Annotated in this window: 1 protein-coding gene; it reads right to left on the bottom strand. The window is 30.4% G+C overall.

Annotation, left to right across the window (positions count from 1 at the left end; all coding sequences use genetic code 11):
• Positions 1–222: 222 nt before the first annotated feature.
• Complete coding sequence (locus GMD1S_RS08180; protein ID WP_000746966.1) at positions 223–921, bottom strand: hypothetical protein; 699 nt, start codon at positions 919–921, stop codon at positions 223–225.
• Between the last annotated feature and the right edge of the window lie 44 nt (positions 922–965).

The following is a 965-nucleotide window of genomic DNA, read 5'->3' as shown; positions in this document are numbered from 1 at the left end:
ATAACCTTCTCCTTATTTATGATATTCAACAAAATAGCTAATCATAGTTCCCTTATGGTATACAATAAAAGCAACATTTCCTTGTATCTTATTCAAATTTACAAGTCAGATTCGCTGCATCCAGAGTTGGAATTTCACTGTTAACCGATTCTTTTTCACTCATTCTTTCGCATGCTCCTTATTTATAATCAGGTCAATCAGGATGTTTTAAATGTTAGCAAATTAATTAGAAACACTATTTCTATCATCTATCCAACTTGAAACTATCTCACTCATTCCATCATTTGGGTTATCCTTAAAAGCAATATTAACATTCAATCGATAACCTTTTGTATTATTATAAGATTCCGCTCCACTTATTGATAAAATGTGTTCTCCATTTGAATTAAGGAAATTATTTATTGTAGAGTCATCACTAATATAATAGATTTCAAACACATTGCGATTTGAAAAATATTGAAACTTTTCAAGCTTCATTTGAGATAAAACATCTCTATTCAAACTTAATGTTTGGAATAGAAAACTTTTATAACCCCAAATTTTTTCCGCTACCTCATTGTTAGAAAATATAAATTGACCATCTTTATATTCTACATCAACATGGTCTTTCACTTCTTCTTTATATGGTTCGGTAGATATTTTTATAGTCTCTATCTTTCCTTTTATGGTTTGATTTTCTGCATCTCCATCTAAGGAAACTACTGTTCTGAGCGAATCCTTATAGAATGTTTGAGTAATATTAAACCCTTCCGGAAATTGCTTAAACAAATCAAAGAGATTTTCAGTTGGATAAACACGACTGACCTCAGAGACTTTGTTCTCAATCCATACTCGACTGTTCTTATTTTCTCCACATCCTACCAATCCTATCATAATCAATCCTCCTAAAAGTAACATTGCGAAAAACATGCGTTTTTTCATAACCTTCTCCTTATTTATGATATTCAACAAAATAGCTAATCATA

The sequence above is a fragment of the Streptococcus sp. GMD1S genome (assembly GCF_000296875.1).
GTDB lineage: Bacteria > Bacillota > Bacilli > Lactobacillales > Streptococcaceae > Streptococcus.
The sequence above is the reverse complement of the archived record's forward strand: the minus strand, read 5'-3'. Positions and strand labels throughout refer to the sequence as shown.